At 66.6% G+C, this 14,903-nt stretch carries 15 protein-coding genes, 4 tRNA genes and 2 pseudogenes; 10 read left to right on the forward strand and 11 right to left on the reverse strand.

What is annotated here, in order from left to right; genetic code table 11:
• Positions 1–60: 60 nt before the first annotated feature.
• Positions 61–1,578: an alanine/glycine:cation symporter family protein gene (locus tag G6N56_RS28090; RefSeq protein ID WP_085257585.1), complete on the forward strand. Its 1,518-nt coding sequence runs from the start codon at positions 61–63 to the stop codon at positions 1,576–1,578.
• Between the two features lie 18 nt (positions 1,579–1,596).
• Here the strand turns inward: G6N56_RS28090 and G6N56_RS28095 are convergent, their stop codons facing one another.
• Complete coding sequence (locus G6N56_RS28095) at positions 1,597–2,616, reverse strand: acetylserotonin O-methyltransferase (protein ID WP_232069170.1); 1,020 nt, start codon at positions 2,614–2,616, stop codon at positions 1,597–1,599.
• A 62-nt stretch (positions 2,617–2,678) separates the two neighbouring features.
• Here G6N56_RS28095 and G6N56_RS28100 point away from each other — a divergent pair, with 62 nt between their 5' ends.
• Together G6N56_RS28100 and G6N56_RS28105 are read left to right on the forward strand one after the other, a co-directional pair.
• On the forward strand, positions 2,679–3,641 hold the full coding sequence (locus G6N56_RS28100) for an alpha/beta fold hydrolase (RefSeq protein WP_085257584.1): 963 nt from the start codon (positions 2,679–2,681) through the stop codon (positions 3,639–3,641).
• A gap of 136 nt (positions 3,642–3,777) precedes the next feature.
• A complete protein-coding gene (locus G6N56_RS28105; RefSeq protein WP_142280769.1) occupies positions 3,778–4,431 on the forward strand; it encodes a hypothetical protein in 654 nt (217 codons plus the stop codon).
• On the opposite strand, the gene G6N56_RS28110 is transcribed toward G6N56_RS28105, so the two are convergent.
• On the reverse strand, positions 4,428–5,351 hold the full coding sequence (locus G6N56_RS28110; RefSeq protein WP_085257582.1) for a cation diffusion facilitator family transporter: 924 nt from the start codon (positions 5,349–5,351) through the stop codon (positions 4,428–4,430). The genes G6N56_RS28105 and G6N56_RS28110 overlap by 4 nt on opposite strands.
• A 60-nt stretch (positions 5,352–5,411) precedes the next feature.
• Between G6N56_RS28110 and G6N56_RS28115 the strand changes: the two genes are divergently transcribed.
• Entirely contained in the window at positions 5,412–6,581 is a 1,170-nt protein-coding gene (locus G6N56_RS28115) for a glycosyltransferase (protein ID WP_085257581.1), read from the forward strand.
• 3 nt (positions 6,582–6,584) lie between these two features.
• On the opposite strand, the gene G6N56_RS28120 is transcribed toward G6N56_RS28115, so the two are convergent.
• Positions 6,585–7,214 (reverse strand): hypothetical protein, encoded by a 630-nt coding sequence (locus G6N56_RS28120; protein WP_085257580.1) that lies wholly within the window; start codon positions 7,212–7,214, stop codon positions 6,585–6,587.
• 208 nt (positions 7,215–7,422) lie between these two features.
• Here G6N56_RS28120 and G6N56_RS28125 point away from each other — a divergent pair, with 208 nt between their 5' ends.
• The 4 genes from G6N56_RS28125 (at position 7,423) to G6N56_RS28140 (ending at position 8,725) form a co-directional block, all read left to right on the forward strand.
• Complete coding sequence (locus G6N56_RS28125) at positions 7,423–7,623, forward strand: hypothetical protein (RefSeq protein WP_163645184.1); 201 nt, start codon at positions 7,423–7,425, stop codon at positions 7,621–7,623.
• Between the two features lie 65 nt (positions 7,624–7,688).
• On the forward strand, positions 7,689–8,138 hold the full coding sequence (locus G6N56_RS28130) for a hypothetical protein (RefSeq protein ID WP_085257579.1): 450 nt from the start codon (positions 7,689–7,691) through the stop codon (positions 8,136–8,138).
• A gap of 64 nt (positions 8,139–8,202) precedes the next feature.
• Positions 8,203–8,403 carry a three-helix bundle dimerization domain-containing protein gene (locus G6N56_RS28135; protein ID WP_085257578.1) on the forward strand — a complete coding sequence of 67 codons (201 nt, stop codon included), beginning with the start codon at positions 8,203–8,205 and terminating at the stop codon, positions 8,401–8,403.
• 91 nt (positions 8,404–8,494) lie between these two features.
• On the forward strand, positions 8,495–8,725 hold the full coding sequence (locus G6N56_RS28140; RefSeq protein WP_085257577.1) for a hypothetical protein: 231 nt from the start codon (positions 8,495–8,497) through the stop codon (positions 8,723–8,725).
• A 65-nt stretch (positions 8,726–8,790) separates the two neighbouring features.
• Here G6N56_RS28140 and G6N56_RS28145 read toward each other — a convergent pair.
• The 3 genes from G6N56_RS28145 to G6N56_RS28155 form a co-directional block, all read right to left on the reverse strand.
• A tRNA-Val gene (locus tag G6N56_RS28145) sits at positions 8,791–8,865 on the reverse strand.
• A 13-nt stretch (positions 8,866–8,878) separates the two neighbouring features.
• Positions 8,879–8,952, reverse strand: a tRNA-Cys gene (locus tag G6N56_RS28150).
• A 28-nt stretch (positions 8,953–8,980) separates the two neighbouring features.
• A tRNA-Gly gene (locus G6N56_RS28155) sits at positions 8,981–9,053 on the reverse strand.
• A gap of 181 nt (positions 9,054–9,234) precedes the next feature.
• On the opposite strand from G6N56_RS28155, the gene G6N56_RS28160 reads away from it, so the two are divergent.
• Positions 9,235–9,306, forward strand: a tRNA-Val gene (locus tag G6N56_RS28160).
• A gap of 489 nt (positions 9,307–9,795) precedes the next feature.
• Positions 9,796–10,317 carry a DUF5994 family protein gene (locus G6N56_RS28165; protein ID WP_085257709.1) on the forward strand — a complete coding sequence of 174 codons (522 nt, stop codon included), beginning with the start codon at positions 9,796–9,798 and terminating at the stop codon, positions 10,315–10,317.
• A gap of 518 nt (positions 10,318–10,835) precedes the next feature.
• Here the strand turns inward: G6N56_RS28165 and G6N56_RS28170 are convergent.
• The 5 genes and pseudogenes from G6N56_RS28170 to G6N56_RS28190 all read right to left on the reverse strand — a co-directional run.
• A complete protein-coding gene (locus tag G6N56_RS28170; protein ID WP_085257708.1) occupies positions 10,836–11,648 on the reverse strand; it encodes a transglutaminase-like domain-containing protein in 813 nt (270 codons plus the stop codon).
• Positions 11,649–11,745: 97 nt separating this feature from the next.
• Entirely contained in the window at positions 11,746–12,456 is a 711-nt protein-coding gene (locus G6N56_RS28175) for an N-formylglutamate amidohydrolase (RefSeq protein WP_085257576.1), read from the reverse strand.
• A 15-nt stretch (positions 12,457–12,471) separates the two neighbouring features.
• Positions 12,472–13,179, reverse strand: coding sequence for a proteasome-type protease (locus G6N56_RS28180; RefSeq protein WP_085257575.1), 708 nt, complete (start codon positions 13,177–13,179; stop codon positions 12,472–12,474).
• 619 nt (positions 13,180–13,798) lie between these two features.
• Positions 13,799–14,160 (reverse strand): annotated as a pseudogene (locus G6N56_RS29955) (alpha/beta fold hydrolase); the annotation flags it as partial.
• A gap of 71 nt (positions 14,161–14,231) precedes the next feature.
• Positions 14,232–14,808, reverse strand: a pseudogene (locus G6N56_RS28190) (transposase); the annotation flags it as partial.
• Between the last annotated feature and the right edge of the window lie 95 nt (positions 14,809–14,903).

Consider the following 14,903-nt stretch of genomic DNA (forward strand, 5'->3'; position numbering starts at 1 on the left):
TTTCGGCCATACGCTGCAGCAATTAACGGCCGGCCCACGTCTTAGTCGAGGATTCGAAACTTGGAGTTCTTTCAGACGCAGGTGGTCGATCCGCTCAGCTACATCCTGAATACGCACGTACTCATCTATCTCTTGATCGGCGCCGGCCTTTATTTCACGGTCCGCACCCGATTCATTCAGGTCCGGTATTTCGGACGCATGCTCCGGCAGGTCCGCAAGTCCCATCGGCAAGACGGTGGGATCTCCTCGTTCCAGGCGTTCTGCGTCGGCCTCGCGTCCCGGGTGGGCACCGGCAACATCGCCGGCGTCGCCATCGCGCTGACGGTCGGCGGGCCCGGCGCGATCTTCTGGATGTGGGTGGTGGCGGCCGTGGGCATGGCGACCGCGGTGATCGAGGCCACACTCGCGCAGATCTTCAAGGTCCGATCGGGCGACGGCGCGTTCCGCGGCGGCCCCGCTTTCTACATCCAGCGGGGGCTGCGCTCGCGGGTGGGTGGCGTCATGTTCGCCGTGCTACTCGTGTTCGCGTTCTCGACGGCCTTCAACATGGTGGAGACCAACGCGATCAGCGGTGTCCTGAAGTCGTCGCACGGCGTCGACACCCGTTGGACAACGGTCGGTTTGGTTGTCCTGGCGGCGCCGATCCTGTTCGGCGGGGTCCGCCGGGTCGCCCGGTTCGCCGAGCTGGTGGTCCCGGCCGTGGCGGTGGCCTATGCGCTGCTGGCGCTCACGATCGTGGCGGTCAACGTCACGCAGTTGCCGACGGTGATCCAGGAGATCGTCGGCGGTGCGTTCGGAATCCGCCAGATGGCAGGGGGTTTTGCCGGCGGCATCGCGACGGCGATGCTCACCGGGGTGAAGCGCGGACTGTTCGCCTGCGAGGCCGGGATGGGCAGTTCCCCGAACATCGCGGGCGCGGCAACGGTGTCACATCCGGTGGAGCAGGGCCTCATTCAGTCGCTGGCCGTGTTTGTCGACACGATGGTCATCTGCACGGCGACGGCGTTCATCGTGCTGATGTCGGGCCCCTCGGTCTACGATCCGGCCCACACGGGCTCGATCGCCGGCGCCAGCCTGACGGAGTCGGCGATCGCCGCGGGGCTGGGCTCGTGGACCACCGCGCTGATGACCGCGGTGGTCTTCGTCTTCGCGTTCGCCTCGGTGCTGAGCAACTACGTGGTCGCCGAGGCCAATCTGTTCTTCCTGGGCGGGCGGCACGTCGCCATCAACGCGCTCAAAGTCGTCACCCTCGTGGCCATCGTGTTCGGGGCGATGTCCACCCTGACGCTGGTGTGGGCGCTCGCCGACCTCGCGATGGCGATGATGGCCATCGTCCACCTGGTCGCCCTCTGCCTGCTGGGCAAGTGGGCGTTCGCGGCGCTGCGCGACTTCCACCAGCAGGCCGCCCGCGGCGAACGTCCCGTGTTCATCGCGAGCCGGGCGGGGCTGCCCGGTCAACTGGACGGCGACATCTGGGCGGCCCCGGAGCCCCGGCCGGTCGGTGCGCTGCCGGAGTCGCTGCGGCTGAGCCGCCCCGCGCCGCGACGCTTGCGGCTGTCCCGCGCACCCGCGGCGTGATCTCGGCGGTGTTGGCGCTCAGACCGCGCGGCCCTCGATGATGCCGAATCGCGACGCGGTCCGAACCACGCCGCTCATCGCGAAGCCGGCCCGCTCGAACAGGCTTCGGTACTCGCCTTCGGTGCGTTCGCGCCCGTCGTTGATCACCAGCATCTCCAGGTCCGTCCACTTGGCCGCGGATCCGGCGTCGCCGTCCTCGATGACCGCCTCGATCAGCAGCAGCGCCGCGCCCGGGGAGGCCGCCGATCGCACGTTGCGCAGGATCTGCACCGACTCGTCGTCGCCCCAGTCATGGATGATGTGCTTGAGCACGTAGGCGTCGGCGCCGGGCGGGACGTGGTCGAAGAAAGAGCCTTCGACGAGCCGAACCCGTTCGGCCACACCGGCTTCCCGTAGCAGCGGCGCCGCCCCGGCGATCACCTCGGGCAGGTCGTAGAGGACGCCCTGGGAGTCCGGCGCCGCCCCCAGGATCGCCGCCAGCAGGCGGCCGTGACCGCCCGCGACGTCGACGATCGTGCGGTACGGCGTGAAGTCGTAGGCGTTCACGACGGGCCCGATCGCCACCCCGGACAGTCCGGTCATGGCGTCGTTGAAGATCTGGCCGAACGCGGGATCATCTCCCAGGTAGTCGAAGAAGCTCTTGCCACGCAGCGCCGGAACGACCGACTTGCCGGTCCTGATCGCGTCGGTCAACAGGCTCCAGTGCTCCCGTTGCTGCCGCGCGCCGATGAACCGGGCCATCGGGGCCATCGAGACCGGGCCGTCCGTGCGCAGCAGGGCGGCCATCGGATTGAGCTCGTAGCGGCCGTCGTCGCGTTGCGCGAAGAGGCCCTTGCTGATCACGGCCCGCAGCAGCCTGCCCAGCGCGTCGGCGTCCGCGCCGACCCGGCCCGCCAACTCGTCGATCGCCAGCGGGCCGGCCGCGAGCGCGTCCGCGACGCCGAGGTCGGCGATCGCGGTGATGCCCTGCGCCACCCACGCGGCGAGGATCATTTCCTGCAACGCCTCGGCTGCGGCGTGTTCTTCGGGTGTGGTCATGGTGTGCCTCCGAGGTCGGTAACGTGTCGACGGGCGACGCTGTCCGTCGAAAGGGTCTGCGGATGAGAACAGGGCTGGCGGCGGGAGCCGCGCTCGGGGCCACCGGCCTGGCGGGGTGGGCCGCGGCGCGGGAAATCACCACTCGCATCGGGCGGAACCCCGATCCCTTTCCACGCGAACGGCTGATCGTCGAGCCCACCGGGGAGCGCGTCACCATCCCGCGGCCCGACGGCACCGAGCTGCACGCGCTGGTGGCGGGGGAGGGGCCGCCGGTGCTCCTGGTCCATGGCTACAGCGCCAACGTCGTGGAGTGGAACTTCGTGTGGGACGAGTTGCAGGAACGCGGCTTTCGGGTCATCGCCTTCGACCAGCGCGGTCACGGGCGCTCCACCGTCGGCTCCGACGGGGTCGGATCGGAGCCGATGGCGGCCGACTTGGCCGCCGTCGCAGAGCATTTCGATGTTCGCGACGGAGTGCTCGTCGGGCACTCGATGGGCGGGTTCGTCACCATCCGTGCGGTTCTCGATCACGCCGGTTTGGCCGGGCGGCTGCGCGGCCTCGTCTTGTTCGCCACGTGGGCGGGTCGCATCCTGGACGAGGCGCCGCAGAACCGGCTGCAGATCCCGTTGCTGCAACTCGGCATCATGCAGCGGTTGATGCGCAACCGGACCGTGGCGACGCTGTTCGGTACGGCGCAGTGCGGTGCGCGTCCGTCGCCGGTGATGATCTCGGTGTTCGTCGAGTTCTTCAACCGGCACATGGAACAGCACGGGCCGCTGCTGCCGATCGTGCGGGCGTTCTCCCGTGAGGACCGCTACCCGCGGCTGGGCGAGATCATGACACCGACGGTGGTGATGGTCGGCACCGCGGATCGCACGACGCCGCCGAGCCATTCGCGCCGGCTCGCCGAGGGCATTCCCCGGGCGCGGCTCGTCTCGGTGCCCGACGCCGGACACCTGCTGAACTGGGAGGCGGCCGACGAGCTCGTCGAGGTCGTCGAATCCTTTGCGCCGCAACGCGTTTAATTTACCTTCGGCGGTGCCCCGCCGATGCTCGCCGTAGCAAACCACAAATTTAAGCAATTGGCCTTCCGGCAGGGCCACTGTTTCCGCTATGTTGCGCGGGATACAGCAAACCCCACCGCGCCCGAAGGAGTCAATGGTGACCAAGGTATCGGCGCGCGCGGCGGGTCTGATGGCGACGACTCTGGCCGTCGCCATGGCCCTGACCGGTTGCGGCGGAAACAAGTCGGCAAGCCCGTCGTCATCGACGTCCACATCCTCGGCGTCGCCCGCGCCGGCGTCGTCCACGTCGGCGTCACCGGCTCCGAGCAGCGGCGCCGCCCAGCCGTCGGATTACAGCAACCTGTTGATCAAGGCCACCGACATCGTCGTGCCGGGCGACACCTTCACGCTGGTGCAGAGCGTGCCGGTGCCCAGCCCGGCGGGGGTCGACGGGCTCTTCATGAATCAGGCCAACTCCCGCAAGATCGACGTCACCCTCTACGTCTACCCCGACGCGGGCGCGGCCGGCCAGGCCCGCGACATGGCGGCCCAAACCATGACCGACCCCGAGATCGGCGTGAAGGGTGGATCGCCGGGACCGATCGACGTGGGCACCAACGGCACGATGGCCATCGGGACCGCCAACAAGCACGACGGCCCGGTGTCCAAAGCGATGGTGATGTTCGTCGAGGGAAAGGTGTTCGCCGACCTCGAATTCGAGAGCCCGCCGGGCGATCCCGTGCCGCAGGACTTCGTGCTCGACGTCGCCCGCAAGCAGGACGCGGCGATCAAGAGCGGGCTGCCCGCCTAAGAGGCGGCTCGCGCCGCCCACGTGAAGCTTTGCATCTCCGGGATCTTCGGCGCGAGCGCCGCGGCGACGGCGCGACCGATGCGATCGGTGTCCGCCAGCGAGGTGTCGGGATCGAGGAAGCCTTCCACCTCGACCCGTAGGGTCCGCCCGGTCCAGCGCGCCCGGGCGTGCGCGTGGCGCACACCCTGGACCGTGGCGGCGACCGTTTCGGCCGCGGTGACTACCTCCGGGTCGACGCCGTCGAGGAGGCGGTGGGCGATGTCGGCGGTGACCTCCCAGCCGACGTGGCAGATGAACCCGGTGACGACGATCCCGGCGACCGCGTCGGCCCAGCCCCACCCGAGGGCCACGCCGATCAGGCCGAGCATCGCTCCGGCCGAGGACAGGGCGTCCAGCCAGGAGTGCTTGGCGTCGGCCACCATGGTGGCCGAGCGGATGCGCCGGCCGACGGCCAGCTTGTAGCGCGCGACCAGCTGATTGCCGGCGATGCCCACCGCGGCCGCCGCGATGCCCCAGCCCACATGGCCCGTAGCGCCGTGACGGAGCAGCTTGGTCACGCTCTCGAAGCCGGCGACCGCCGCGCTGCCCCAGATCACCAGGGCCACGCCGATTCCGGCGAGATCCTCCGCCCGCTCGTAGCCGTACGGGTACCGGTCGGTGGGGATCTTGCGGGAGGCCCGGAATCCGACGAATACCAGGGCGCTCGTCGAGACGTCCGACAGGTTGTGCAGCGCGTCGCCGAGCAGGGCGACCGACCCGGATACGAGAGCGATGGCCAGCTCGACGAGCCCGGTCACGGCGAGTCCGGCGGCGCTGACGGCCACGGCGCGGTTGGCCTGGCGACGCTCGCCCGCGTCGTCGATCGCGATGTCGAGGGGAAAGCTGACGGCCGGGTCACGGACTCCGCTGATGACGTGCATGCGTCAAGGATGCCCGGTGCGCGCGTCGGCAATCAAACCCGCCGGATAAGTTGGTTGTCGATGAAGATTGTGGTCGCCGCCTACGGGAGTCGCGGGGACGTCGAGCCCTGCGCCGCTGTCGCGCGCGAGTTGGCGCGCCGGGGTCATGACGTGCGGATGACGGCCCCGCCCAACATGCTGGGCTTCGTGGAGTCCGCTGGGCTCCCCGCGGTCGCCTACGGGGCCGACACCCGGGGTCAGACGGAGACGTTCGCGAACCTCATTGGCACAGTCCCCAATCCGATCGGCGCGTTGCCCGAGGTGCTGGCGAGCCTGACCGAAACCTGGTCGTCGAAAAGCGCGACGCTGGCGTCGCTCGTGGATGGCGCCGACCTGTTGCTGGCGGGAATCAACGAGCAAGAGTTGGCTGCGAATGTTGCCGAATGGCAGGGTATTCCGGTAGCGGGCCTGCACTTCTTCCCGCCGCAGATTCTGTCGTTCGGGCCGCTGTACTCGGGCCTGCGGCAGCAGGCCGCGAACGCGCAGCGCCGAGCGCTCGGGCTGCCGGACGGGGTCGATGGTGCCGCCGCGTTCGTGGAGATCCAGGGCTACGACGAGTTCTGCGTGCCCGGCGTCGCGGCGACGTGGGCCGGCGCGGCCGCCCGACGGCCCTTCGTGGGCGCGCTGACGCTGCAGCTGCCGGCGGACGACGACGACGAGGCGCTGTCATGGATCGCTGCCGGAGCGCCGCCGGTCTGCTTCGGACTGGGCAGCACGCCGATCGCGGCGCCGGCGGACATGGTCGCCATGATCGGCACGGCCTGCGCGCTGGTGGGGGAGCGTGCGCTGATTTGCAGCGGCCCCAACGATTTTCGCGATGTGCCGCGTTTCGACCACGTCAAGGTGGTGCGGTCGGTGAATCACGCGGCCGTGCTTCCGGCATGCCGCGCGGTCGTCCACCACGGCGGCGCCGGGTCGACGGCGGCGGGCCTGCGCGCCGGGATTCCGACCCTGGTCCTGTGGCTGTGGCTCGATCAGCCGATGTGGGCCGCCGCCCTGGAACAGCTCGGACTCGGGGCCAGCCGCCAGTTCACGGCCACCACCGCGGAATCGCTTGCCGCGGACCTCGAATCGATCCTCACCGCGGACTACGCCGCGCGTGCCAGCGACGCCGCCGCACGGATGACGCCGGCGGCCGACAGCGCCGCCAAGGCCGCCGAACTGCTCGAAGGCCTGGCCTGGGGCCGGTAGCCGTCACGTCGCACGGCGCTCGTACACCGTCACGCGGTCGTGTTGGCCCCACCAGAGGACCGGCTGCCGGGAATCGACCTCCGACCACTCCGTATCCAGGATCTGGTGCATGCGGTCGTCACCGGTGGCGCCCCCGCGGCCGTCGCCTACGTAGATCACGCGCGCGCCCCGGTAGGCGGCCAAGATGCGGGCGCCGACGTCCTGGCCGTGCGGCGGCCACGACAGGAACAGCGTCCGGTCCGGGTGCAGCGCAACGGCTTCGGCGCAGTCCCTGGGCCGGACCCAGGCGTAGAGGTCGTCGTCGTGCCAGCCGTTGGTGACCAGCGCCGTCCCGGGGTTCAGGTCATAGCAGGCAACATCGACGTCGAGTTGGCCGAGTAGGTAGGCCCAGTAGCCCGTGCCCGCGATCGGGTCCACGAGGCCGCCGTTCGCGTGCTCGGCCACGAAGGTGACGGTTTCGGGGTCGGGAATCGTCCAGCAGTATTTCCGGACGAGCCGCTGCCGGTTGGGCGTCCGGGCCATGTTCTCTTCAACGCTGCGGTCCACGCTGAAATAGCCGACCACCGGATCACCACTGATCTTTTCGGTCTCCACGCAGTGCTTGACGGCGTCCCAGTAGGGATTGTGGATCATCACTCGAGAACCCCCTCGGGCGGCCTTGCGTGCTCATTCTCGCAGCAAATGCGCCGTCGCGCCGCCCGAGTCGGGGGTCCGTCGAGTTGCGCACCGGGGGGGCGTACCTCAGACTTGGTGGATCGATTTCCGGGGAGAACACAAGGTAGGGCGAGAGGGCCGCGGTTCGCCGCGTAAGGCCGCGGCGAATCGCGTCATTCGTCCGATCTTGGGGGCCGCGCTCTTGGCGGTGCTGATCGCCCCGGCGGAGATGTCGAACGCGGTGCCGCTGGGATGCGGAATCACCTGGACGCGGACCGGCGGGGTGTGGACCTACCTGCCAGACTGTTCGCATCCCACGCCGCCCCCGCGGGGCGGCCCGCCCACTGGACCCGAGACGCCCCCGCCCGATCCGCCGCCGGCACCGTGAGCGAAATCAATTGCCGCCCAAAGGATGCGAAACCCCGGATCGCCAGATCGGTTACACCCGTCGTCGTGGCGGTCGCGATCGGTTGCGCCCAGGGCGGTAACCCTCCGACCGCCGTGGGCTCACCAAGCGTCACCGCGACGACCACCGCCCCCGCATCGGGCAACAACCGTTGCGCGCAAGCCGAAATCGGCCCGCAGCAATTCACGGGGGACTGGAACGAGCAGGGTGGTCCGACCGTCATCACCCTGGGTGCCGACGGCACGCTGGCATCCCGAGGTGGGAGTTCCAACGAATCCGGCACCTGGAGCTACCAGCCGTGGGCATCCACTCCCGGGAAGGACGCGATGCCCGCCGGCGAGGACAACGAATGTGTGCTGTGGCTCCATTGGGTCGTGCCCGCGCCGCCGACGGACCTGGTCTATGTCCCGCTGAGAATCACTGGCACCGCACTCGAACTCAGCTATGTCGGCCGCGGCAACACGGTGACGTGGGTGCGGCCGGGGAACGGTTCTTAGCGCCGAGGCCGCTCATCCGTTTAGCGAAACCGCCCGGCCGGGAACCCGTCTAGGCATGGGTCGAATGATTCAGATAAGCGAAGAAACGCTGCTGGAAGACATCGAGCGACGCCTGATCGGGCAGTTTCCACGGGTTGCGGCGGAGGTGGTCGACGAGCTGGTCCGGCACGAGCACGCCCGGTTCACCGCGAGCCGGATCCGCGACTTCGTGCCGGTGCTCGTCGAGAAGAACGCGCGCGACCAGCTCAGACAGCGGTCGAACTAGGCCGCGGCGGCGTCAGCACTTCACCCGATCGACGCGCGCCGGAAACCCGCGGTAACCCCGTCGGCACCGGGCGTCGTGCGAGACTCCGCTCGTGACTTACGACGTGCACATCCGGACCGTCGACGGCTTCGTCGAATATCCCAATGCCTTCAGCTATGGCGTCACCGACGGCGTCCTGATGGTCGAGGCCGGGGAAGACGCCGAACACTCGGACAAGATCTTCTTCAGCCCCAACTACTGGTGTCAGTACGTGGTCGACCCCAACGGCGACGACCCCCTGAACCTCGATCTCGACGAGTTCGAGGACGAAGAGGAGGAGTAGGGCCGGGCGGGTAGCTCCCGGGGCGCCTGATCGCTACCGAAAGCGCCTCGGAATGCCGTGCAGGCTGGTGCGCGATACTGGGATTGAACCAGTGACCTCTTCCGTGTCAGGGAAGCGCTCTCCCGCTGAGCTAATCGCGCCGGGGTCAAAAGCTGGAGGTGGAGACGGGAATCGAACCCGTGTGCACGGCTTTGCAGGCCGTTGCCTCACCACTCGGCCACTCCACCGCTGGGATTGATGCCACTTGCACCTTCGAGCGGATGACGGGATTCGAACCCGCGACCCTCACCTTGGCAAGGTGATGCGCTACCAACTGCGCTACATCCGCGCGCAACGGGCGAGATCGTCGCCCGGTGCGAAGCACGACGATAGTCCACCCGAGCGGGCGCACACAAATCTCTTGGTCAGTTCGGCGTCGAGGCGACGCCGCGTCCGCCCGGCGACGCATGCGGCGCGTTTGGGGAGGCGGATCTCGTGCTAGTCTTCGACCTCGTTCGCCTCTCGGCGCCGGTCCCGTGGCTCAGTGGAAGAGCGTCCGCTTCACACGCGGAAGGTCGCTGGTTCGATCCCAGCCGGGACCACCCTCTCTTACCTGCATGAACACGGTTTGTGCGCTGTACGGTTAGTTAAGCTTTTCCGGTAATGGCTGTATTGGCCAGCGGTGGAACTCGGCGGATCACCCCGATTGAATGACGCTGTCAGACGTGCCCAAAGCAAACAGTTCGCGCGGTGCCGGACGCGACCCAGAGTCAGTCTTTACTCCGGACTCCCAGCACTAAGAAAAATCCGAGCTCACCTGGTCCCACCACGCACTATCTCCCCGTTTCGCAGCGGCCCTAGGCATGCCGGTCTTACTGATAGTCGAGGTTTTCCGCGTGCGTGGGCACGCCGGTCCGTTGTCGCCGTTGGATGTTAGTCGTGGACGGCCTTTACTGGAGAGGTAGCAGCAGAATCGCAGCCCGCGGTTGGGGTCTGCGATCACCGAAAGTGATGAATCCGCGATGACCGGTAAGAAACGCGCACGCACAACCGAGGCCGCCATGAACCGTGGCCACGAGGGGAGTGTCACCATGGCGCCACAACAGGACCGAAGCGGTGTGGGTCGACACCCGACACCGCCCGAACACACGCCGCGGTTGCGGCTAAAACCCAAGGCGCCCCACACCGGGTATGTCGATGGGGCATGGTGGCCGCACAGTGACGATCTGACCACAGAGCTTCCCGATCTGCTCGCGGTGCTCTCGGTGCGGCTCGGGCCCATCGACCGCGTGCTGTACAAGCTCAGCGACTGGGCGAACGCACCCACCAAACTCGCCACCGGCGGCCACGAGGTACGACTCGACGGATTCCGACTCCAGTCGCCAAACACTGTCGAAGTGCTCGGACTCAACGGCAACCGGATCGTTCTGCTGGTAGTCCCGCCCCATACCGAGCCGGACCGCGCACATGCCGCCATGATGGCCGCGGCGGCACCGGACGACGACTCGACCGTCGATGGCCTACTCATGATCAGCCTGCGAGATAGGGAATCGCTCACACAGAGAGCTGCCGCGCAAGAACGCTGGGACTCTGAAAGCGGAGCCGTGCGATAGCTCGTAGGTCAGCGATACGACACCGAAATCGACCGGCCCTTCGCGGTTGCCCGTCAGTTTTGCTCTCGCAACACGCCCAATCTCGTAGGAGTTCGGCAGCAGCACAGGCGGTGCTGTGGTCATTCTTGTTGCGTTCGTTCGCCGAACACTTTGCCTTAGGTGACTGACCAGCCAAACGATTCGGGCGGTTCCTCATTCCACATATCGGCGGTTTGCCAGAGGCGTTCGGCGACAGCGTCAATGGACGTTCGGGCGCGGTCGCCCGCATTGCCGCCGCCTTGTGGAATCGGGAATACGAATCGGCCGCTCTTCCCCTATTGTCAGATCGCAGAGAAGTCTTCGCGGCTGAGGGGCAGGCACCACCGCATTCATCGGCGTGCCGCACGGTTCGGTCATGCGGGCGTCACCGCCCGCACCTGAACAACAGGTAGCCTCTCGAGCTGCATGCGGCAGTACGGCCGCCGGCTGTTGCCCGCGACCTGACAGACCTCGCGCAATCGACGGCTTGGCTGCTTGACTTAACCGGTGGGTACCTCGTCGGTCCATACCTTGAAGCTCGTCAAGGTGTTGGGGCCGAACGTGTTGCTGAGCGCGACGTCGGCGGCGTCGCGGCCACGCGCGATCAACACTCTGCCGATGCGCGGGGTGTTGTGGCGGGCGTCGAAGGTATGCCATTGGCCGCCGAGAAAGACCTCGAACCAGGCAGAAAAGTCCATCGGATCGTCCACTGGGGGCACACCGATGTCGCCGAGATATCCGGTGCAGTAGCGCGCGGGGATGTTCATGCAGCGACACAGGGCCACGGCGAGATGCGTGAAATCGCGGCAGACGCCGGTACGGTCGTAAAAAGCTTCTAGCGCCGTCCGTGTCATCCGCGCGTGTTCGTAGCCGAACGTGAGATGTTGCTGAACGTAGTCGCAGATCGCCTGAACGCGGCCCCATCCGGTTGGCGTGTCCCCGAAGAGATTCCACGCTATGTCGGACAGCCGATCGGTTTCGCAATACCGGCTCCCGAGCAGAAAGACAAGGGTCTCCTCGGGTAGGTCCGGCACGGGAAGCTGTTGTGCGTGAGGAACAATGGCGTCGGGGAGTCCAGTGTCGTTGACGAGCGCATCAGCCGAGACGCGCGTGCGGCCCTTGGGGGCAACAATGCGGGTGCACCAGTTGCCAAAGCCGTCACGATAGGCTGCCATCGGGACGGGCGGGTCGACCACCAGGTCGTCGCGGCCGACCAGATCGGACACCCGAGTGAAGTGGACGTTGAGGTTGAAGATCATCGGGGTGGGCTGCGGGCAGTCGTAGATCATTTCGAAGCCGACGTGAATCTGCATCATTAGTCTCCGGTTTTCGCCAGGTGAGGTCGCGGACAGCTGTCGGCGCGGGTGGTGGGATGGGTTCTCACTCGGGCTAATTGACGCGGGGCGTGAATCATGGCGCGCTCAGGCCGGCACATGCCGTGCGTAACGAATCGATCAGCTTGCGCCGCAACGTCGTCCAACGTCGGCCCGCGGCGAAAACGATGCCCTGGTTGACTTCCAGTTCGATTCCGACGTAGTCGCTCTGCGCGAAGCGCAGGCGCAAGTGCGAGGTCAACCCGTCTCCTTTGCCGGCATAGGGGTAATTGCGGCGTACGCGAAATTCCGGAGCGGATGCCGCGAGCGCTTCCTTCCAGCGGGCGCACACCTCGGCCTCCCCGGGCCGCCCGGGGTGGTACAGCAAGCCCACATCGGCGCCGCGCACCCTGCCGTCCAGCTCAGCGGCAAAGCTGTGCGACGAAATGTGGATCGCACGATGCCCGCGTGACACCGCTTGCCTGACGAGACGCTCGACCTGCGCGCGATAGGGTCGGTAATGCTCGTCGACGATCTGCGCCCGGGTCTCGGCCGGCGCGCCGCGTGTCGCCGCCGAAAAAAGTTGTGGGTGGCCGATCGAGCGGTTGAGATCGATAAGCAGACGGCTGACAGTGGAAGCCACCAGCGGCGCCGTGAAGGCACTGGAGAGTGCCTTCGCCGTGACCAGCGAACCGGGGTCGTACCCGCGGTGGGAATCCAGCAGCGCCTTTTGTCCCCGAAACAGCCGCCGATAGGGCGCGGGGATCCGGTTGCCGCCGTGTTCGCAGCTGATGATGAAGGTATCCATCGTCGTGATGATCCGTCACCACTGCAGCTCGGGTAAATGGCGAAACACATGCCGCACACCTTCGCCCCATTCGTGGCTAAGCGCGGTGAAATAGGGGTCGCCCTCATCGAATCGCCGCCGCCACTGCACTTCGAGGCTGTCCCGTTCGTAGCAGATCAGGTCGATCGGCATGCCCACTGACAAGTTGCTGCGCATGGTCGAATCGAAGGACACCAGCACACACTTCGTGGCATCTGCAAGGGGCGTGTGCTGCGTAATCACGCGGTCGAGGATCGGCTTTCCGTACTTGGTCTCACCGGTCTGAAAAAAGGGCGTGTCGGTCCCCGCTTCGATAAAATTGCCTTCGGCATAGGTCCGGAACAGCCGTATCGGCTCGCCGCTGATCTGCCCACCGACGATGAACGAGGCATCGAAACGGATGTTGTTCTCTTCCAGGTAGCCGGCATCGCGTTTCTCGATATCGCGCGTCGCGTCGGACACTAGCCTCACGACGTCGAACATCGTCCGGGCGCCCAACACATTGCTGGCCGCATCGCCGTCAGCGCAGCGCTGCGTCAATACGCTGATGACGGCCTGCGTTCCGGCCAGGTTTCCCGAACTCAGCAGAACGATAACGCGGTTGCCGCGACGCTCGAATACCGTCATCTTGCAGAACTTGGCGAAGTTGTCGACGCCGGCATTCGTACGCGAGTCGGAAGCGAAAATCATTCCCTTGTCGAGCATTACGCCGATACAGTACGTCACGCGAGGCATGTTCTGGGCAATTGACCCCGCCGTTCGTAGTCGCACGTGCTTCTGACTGTGTGGCAGACGTGTAGGTGAGGGCGATTCCCAATCCGGATTTGATCCTGCCTCGATGTCTCCGCAAACACTAAGCCTACGCGTCTCGACGCGCGGCAGCACATAAAGGCGAACCACACAGCCCTGCGACCATTGCGCCAAGGGGGCATCCACTATCGAGGTGGCCTCCGATCCGGCCAAGTCGACTCCGGCCGCCGGGGCGGATAGTCGGGCCGAGATGGCCGTGGCCCCCTTATGCGGCGACATCGACCATGTCTCAATCTCCCGGCCAGGCGTGCTTCAGAGCTTCTTGAGGCACACCCAAGAAGGGAAGAGATGAGACGTCGGCGGGGCTTCTAACAAGGTTTTTGATTCGTCAGATCGGCGTTTGACGCTGTGGCCGCGATGAAGTCATCAATGATCTCCACCACTGCGGGTGGGGCCTCGACTTGCGGGAAGTGCCCGACACCGGGGGAGTACCTCAAGGCGGCTGCCGGGCACGGCGTCGTGAGCGGCGTAACCGTGGGCGACCGGAATGATGTGGTCCCGCTCAGCCCAAATCACTGCTGATCAGCACCAGCCGCTCGCAATAATCGCGATGCTGATAGACAAACTGCACCGCGACACCGCCGCCGAGTGATTGGCCAACCACTGTCGCCAGGGTGATGCTGAGTTCATCGAGCAGGTCGCGCAGCCCGCCGCGAACGCACCCAACGAGTAGTCACCACGCGGCTTGGCCGATTCACCGTGCCCCAACAGGTCCGGCGCCACCACCCGATACATCTTCGACAACTCGGGGAATACCGCGCGCCAGGTGGCCGAACTTCCAGCCATTCCATCAATCAGCAACAGCGCCTCGCCGACTCCCGCGTCCCGTTAGGCGACACAGTCGCCGTGCAGATCGAGATACTTCATCTCGCTCACACCGAACCGCTCTCCGCCCCTTGGTCTTCGGGGTTGCGGCACATCGTCATGACACTCGCCCCAGGCCTTTTCGCCGTGCCCGGTCGTAGCATCGCCGCCAACGGCTCTCCGGTTCCGCCTTGGCCGTGATCGACGAACGCCAATCGGATGAAACCCAAAGCCGCGCTTGAAGTTCGGAGTTGCGCCTTCTTTTTCGGAATGCGCGCCGATCAGCGTGGCATCCAGATCAACCACCACCTGACCTGCAGCAGGAGTCGGCGACTGGTGGCTCCACACGACGGCCCGCGCGGCCGCACGAGCCCCGCGGATCGCCGCAATCACCGCGCTCGGGTCATCGCCGAGGGCATCGATCGGCCGGCTGATAGTGGGCTCGGAGGCCACCGGGCCGAACAACTCCGGCTGGGCGCGCAGCACCGCGGCATCAGCAACGCAGTCACCACCAAGAGCGATCGTGATCGCTAGATCCAGCACCACCTTGCCCGGATCATGCACCGATCGCACCGGTCGCCACGGACTCAACCCGTCCGAGAGCCCCTTGGACAGGCCGCCGACCAAAGCGGACCTCAACAACAGCGCCGCGCCAGCCGACGAAATCAACGACTCGCCGCCGGATTCGACACCAACTCCACCGCAACCGTTACGCTTCACCTACGGAGTGCCTTTCAGCTATCCGGAAACTGGACCTTCGACAAGCCCATTTTCCCCTGCTGGACAGGCACTTCCGTGCATTACACGCCCGCCGT

The organism is Mycobacterium saskatchewanense (genome assembly GCF_010729105.1).
In the GTDB taxonomy this organism is placed as follows: Bacteria; Actinomycetota; Actinomycetes; order Mycobacteriales; family Mycobacteriaceae; genus Mycobacterium; species Mycobacterium saskatchewanense.

Coding starts and splice junctions, on each gene's coding strand:
- G6N56_RS28120 (WP_085257580.1), bottom strand. CDS start 7,214: ATGATCCACAATCCCTACTGGGACGCCGTCAAGCACTGCGTGGAGACC.
- G6N56_RS28175 (WP_085257576.1), bottom strand. CDS start 12,456: ATGGATACCTTCATCATCAGCTGCGAACACGGCGGCAACCGGATCCCC.
- G6N56_RS28115 (WP_085257581.1), top strand. CDS start 5,412: ATGAAGATTGTGGTCGCCGCCTACGGGAGTCGCGGGGACGTCGAGCCC.
- G6N56_RS28135 (WP_085257578.1), top strand. CDS start 8,203: ATGATTCAGATAAGCGAAGAAACGCTGCTGGAAGACATCGAGCGACGC.
- G6N56_RS28095 (WP_232069170.1), bottom strand. CDS start 2,616: ATGACCACACCCGAAGAACACGCCGCAGCCGAGGCGTTGCAGGAAATG.
- G6N56_RS28170 (WP_085257708.1), bottom strand. CDS start 11,648: ATGCAGATTCACGTCGGCTTCGAAATGATCTACGACTGCCCGCAGCCC.
- G6N56_RS28180 (WP_085257575.1), bottom strand. CDS start 13,179: ATGCTCGACAAGGGAATGATTTTCGCTTCCGACTCGCGTACGAATGCC.
- G6N56_RS28165 (WP_085257709.1), top strand. CDS start 9,796: ATGGCGCCACAACAGGACCGAAGCGGTGTGGGTCGACACCCGACACCG.
- G6N56_RS28100 (WP_085257584.1), top strand. CDS start 2,679: ATGAGAACAGGGCTGGCGGCGGGAGCCGCGCTCGGGGCCACCGGCCTG.
- G6N56_RS28110 (WP_085257582.1), bottom strand. CDS start 5,351: ATGCACGTCATCAGCGGAGTCCGTGACCCGGCCGTCAGCTTTCCCCTC.